Raw genomic sequence first — 3,771 nt, 5'->3', positions numbered from 1 at the left:
TTACCGTAAAAGTAACCGATTACGGTTCTTAAGACATGAAAAAACAAGGAAGAAGTCCGGACTTCACGGCTTGTCTGTCTCAAAGAGCGGCAGCAGCACCGTGAAGGTCGATCCTTCCCCCGGCCGGCTTTCCACTCGTATCTCCCCCTGATGTTTCTGGATGATACTTTGGCAGATCGACAAACCAAGGCCGGTACCCATGGTGCTGGACTTGGTGGTGTAGAAGGGCTGGAAGATCAGATCGATGTTTTCGGGTTCAATGCCTGTGCCGAAATCCTGTATTGCAATGGCGACCCTGTCGTCAACCTGCCGGGTAGTTATGGCGATCTCACCGCCGTTTTGGGCGGAGGCGTCCGCAGCATTGGTGATCAAGTTGAGAAGGACCTGCTTGATCTGGTCGGGAACTGCCGGGATCAAGGGCAATTCCTCTGCATAGTTGAGAGAAAGCGAGATGCCTTTGTGCTTGAAATCACTTTTGTATAACAGCAGCAGGGAGTCGATGGCCGCATGGATGTCCATGGTCGTCCTTTTGCCTGATGAGGGTCGGTTGAAATCCTGGAGGCTTCGAATCAGATTTTTCATCCGCTCATTTTCACTAATGGCCAGATCCAGCAGTTCTTTGTCCTCCTCTTCCAGTATCGCCCTTCGTTTCAGGCCCTTGAGGATCGTCAATATGCCCTGCAGGGGATTGTTGAATTCGTGAGCGATGGACGCCGACAATTTGCCTATGGCCGAAAGCTTTTCGGCATGCAGATACTGGAGTTGTGTCTCCTGGAGTTCATGGGTACGCTGTTCCACCCTTCGTTCAAGCTCCTCGTTAAGTATTTTGAGCTGTTCCTCGGCCTGTTTTCGAGGGGTGATGTCTTCGGTGAAGATGACGATCCCGCCGATTTCTCCAGACTTGCCGTACCAGGGACGAATTTCCCAGCGTAGCCAGACGACTGGTCCTTCGGGCAGTTCGTAATAGTCCTCTTCCATACCCAGTACCTCGCCGGCCAATGCGCGGTTATGGGCTTCTCTCCAACGTTCGGGTATATCGGATGCGTCGTAGATGGATATTCCGGTCAGATCCCGGTCTCCCAGTCCGTAATCATTCAACCAGCGACGGCTGACACTCTGGTAGCACATATTGCGGTCGAACATGGCGAGTGCTGCCGGGGCGTGCTCGATGAACAGTCGCAGCTGTTGTTCGCTCTCGAAAAGAGCATTTTCCGCCTGCTTTAAATCGGTAATATCCTGAATGGCCACGGCACTTCCGGAGATATTACCGTCGGCGTCGTATACCGGGCAGGCGCTGTTGATGATATAGGCTTCGCTGCCGTCAAACCGCTCTATCCTCATCATCTGTCCGATTGCATCCCTTTCCTCCCGTACCGCTATGGCCGAGGCCCATTCTTCCTTGGCAACAGGCTTGTCCGTGTCGGTCCACCAGGCACGGTAGTGGTGATAATCGTCGACGGAGGAGGTCTCCGGAAGCGCTCCGCCCCATAACGTTTCGTAGACTTTGTTGGTGAGGACAGTCCCGCCCGAGATATCGGTGATGGCAACTCCCGTCGGCAGGGCCTGCATAACTGCCGACAGCATCCGCTTGTCGTTTTCCACCTGCTTGTTCGTTGCCTCTAGCTCGGCGGTCTGCCTGCTCAGCTCCCGGTTGGCTCTGTCGAGATCACGGAATATCAATGTAAAAGGACGTTCGATGCCTGTCTTGATTATCGCTTGATAGATAAGCAAATAAGAAAAGATCTTGAAATAATGTCCGATCAGATTCGAGACGTCGTAACTGCTGATGTAAAAAGTGAAAGCCAGTTCTGAAATGATGGTGCAGAAAATTGACAGCAGCAGGCAGCGGAAGATTTTACTTTCAAATTTTTCCTTGTTTTTCCGCAGAAAAAATATTGCAGCAAGCAGGATAGCGCAGATGATATATTCGCTGATTTTCTTGAAAGGGGTGAGCCCGCTGCCGTCGACAAAACAGATCGGAAATATTTTCCAATAGAAAATGACGGCAATAATAATGCCTGTGATAAGGGTATAGACTGTGAACACCCGGTTGACGCGCGGGACCCTCTCATCGCGCAGGAATATGAAGGCTAAAAGCAGCGTGATACTCTCCATGTAGCGGGCGGCGATCCACAGCTCGGTGGCATAATCGTGCGGTTCCGGAAATATCGGCATGCCCTTATAGGCCAAAGCGTGCAACAGATCCAGCAGGGCAACGAACAGGCAGGCTATGCCGACGAACAGCAGGTAGGGATTGCGGATATATCTCTTTGAGTTCCAGGCTATTACGAAGATGGAAAAGGCGACAACGATACTGAAGACTTCTGCCAGGGAATGAAAAAGTAAAAAATTGACCCTGTTGGTAAAATAGAGTCCGATCAAGGCAGCAGAAAGAAATAAGCAGGTAATGATCAACTGGACCTTTTTGCCGAGATCGTGTTTGTCGTCTGTAAGAATCATCAAAGTCGCCACCTGAAGTGTATGTAACCGGATACGTTCTCGGGTCAGTCCTCGGTCAAGGCGATCACCTGTCCGCCGTGAGCGACGAAATGCTGTGTCGCTTATCGGATTACATAGTGTTATTCCAGTTTATTTATGTGTTCAGGTCCTATCATTACCGATTTGAAGCAGAATTTACAAGTTCAGTTTGATCTGTTGCCTAAATACTTTAATTGTGTCGGTTAAATACGTACATCCCGGACATCTCCCCTGTCCTGACCGTGTAACTGGTCCAAAAGATGACAACAGGAAATGCCCGACTTCGGCTATTTTTATAGACATTTTCAGAGATTATCTGAAACAAGTGCGCCAAGGAGCTGTACGTGAGACAGGGATGGTCCCTCGGCGTTGGTTTTGTAACAGCAGGCCTAAAAACACTTTCGGCTACTGTGTAAAGAGGCGTCCAATGGGACACTTGCCTATCAGGCACCTGAGTTACTCGAAGGAGGTCAGGCCGATTGCTGCAGTGACATATACGCCTTGGGAGTTACTGCTTTTGAGATTATCACCGGACAGCTGCCGTTTACCACCGATGAAATAATGACGATCTTCCAGGACAATGGTCAAAGAGTGCTGCCCGATCTGGCAAATTTTGTACCGGACATCCTGCCGGAATTACGGAGAATTATCATCAAGGCCTGCCAACATGCCAGAAAGGATCGCTATCAGGACGTTCCCGAGGTAATAGGCGATTTGGCACCTTTACTCAATCAACATGTAGTAGATACACGCATGAATTGCAGCTTTTACCAAAAAGTGCAGGAGGAGGAGCACTCCTTCGATACGGCGCAAGGGAATATATCTTTATATGCGGCAACGCATATCGGCCACGTGAAAAAGCCAATGAAGATCGCTATTATTTTAAAAGATTCGGCGACAACACCCTGTTGTTTGCGGTGGCCGACGGATTGGGGGGGGCAGGCGGCTGGGGATTATGCCGCGGAAATACTTCGAGGCAAACTGGCCAATATGCCACTCATTCCAAGCGGGAGAGAAGAAGAAGTTCTCTCGGCGCTTGCGGTGGAAACAGACAGATTCATCCTTGCCGCTGCTGAGAAAGATACGACTCTGGAGGGAATGGGAACGACTCTTCTCTGTGTCTTTATCCGAGAAGGTCGTGCAAGCTGGGTCATGTCGGTGACAGCCGCTTGTCCGTCTATACACGGGGAGTATTCAGGCAGTTGACCGAAGATCAGAACCTGGCACGTTACTTGGTTGAAGAGGGCGAAATCACGCCCGAGGAAGTGGCCGATCATTACTCACGAAACATCA

2 protein-coding genes are annotated in these 3,771 nt (G+C 50.3%); one reads left to right on the top strand and one right to left on the bottom strand.

Annotated features, from left to right (window positions below):
- Positions 1 to 63: 63 nt before the first annotated feature.
- Positions 64 to 2,460 (bottom strand): MASE3 domain-containing protein, encoded by a 2,397-nt coding sequence (locus ACYQ8U_RS22720; RefSeq protein ID WP_459947844.1) that lies wholly within the window; start codon positions 2,458 to 2,460, stop codon positions 64 to 66.
- Positions 2,461 to 2,886: 426 nt separating this feature from the next.
- On the opposite strand from ACYQ8U_RS22720, the gene ACYQ8U_RS22715 reads away from it, so the two are divergent.
- A complete protein-coding gene (locus tag ACYQ8U_RS22715; protein WP_459947845.1) occupies positions 2,887 to 3,684 on the top strand; it encodes a protein kinase domain-containing protein in 798 nt (265 codons plus the stop codon).
- Positions 3,685 to 3,771 lie beyond the last annotated feature (87 nt).

The sequence above is a fragment of the Desulfocastanea catecholica genome (genome assembly GCF_054657295.1).
The sequence above is the reverse complement of the archived record's forward strand: the minus strand, read 5'-3'. Positions and strand labels throughout refer to the sequence as shown.

Bases quoted from the DNA above. Each gene is read 5' to 3' on its own strand.
- ACYQ8U_RS22720 (WP_459947844.1), bottom strand. From the start codon at position 2,460: ATGATTCTTACAGACGACAAACACGATCTCGGCAAAAAGGTCCAGTTG.